The sequence below is a fragment of the Pseudomonas sp. PME37.24/006 genome (assembly GCF_055556635.1).
This window is the reverse complement of record NZ_JBVHNL010000212.1, coordinates 1-255: the sequence shown is the minus strand read 5'-3', so window position 1 is coordinate 255 and position 255 is coordinate 1. Positions and strand designations below refer to the sequence as shown.

General features: G+C 74.1%; 1 pseudogene. It reads left to right on the top strand.

The features are described 5' to 3' along the window. Nucleotides 1-255, top strand: a pseudogene (locus tag ACZ3GY_RS24450) (hypothetical protein); the annotation flags it as partial.

Below are 255 nucleotides of genomic sequence, written 5' to 3'. Positions count from 1 at the left end.
CCGGTCGCCACCCGGACGCTGGTCTCGCGCGTCGTCGGGCGAGACGTGCTCGAGGCGGTCGAGATCGAGCACGTGGACACCGGCGCCCGGCGCCTCGTGCCGTGCGACACGCTGGTGCTCACTGGGGACTGGGTCGGCGACGTCGAGCTCGCCCGGGCCGCCGGGCTGCAGCTCGATCGCGGCAGCGGTGGACCCGTCGTCACACCGTCCCTCAGTACCAGCCGCGGGGGAGTCTTCGCGGTCGGCAACGTCGTC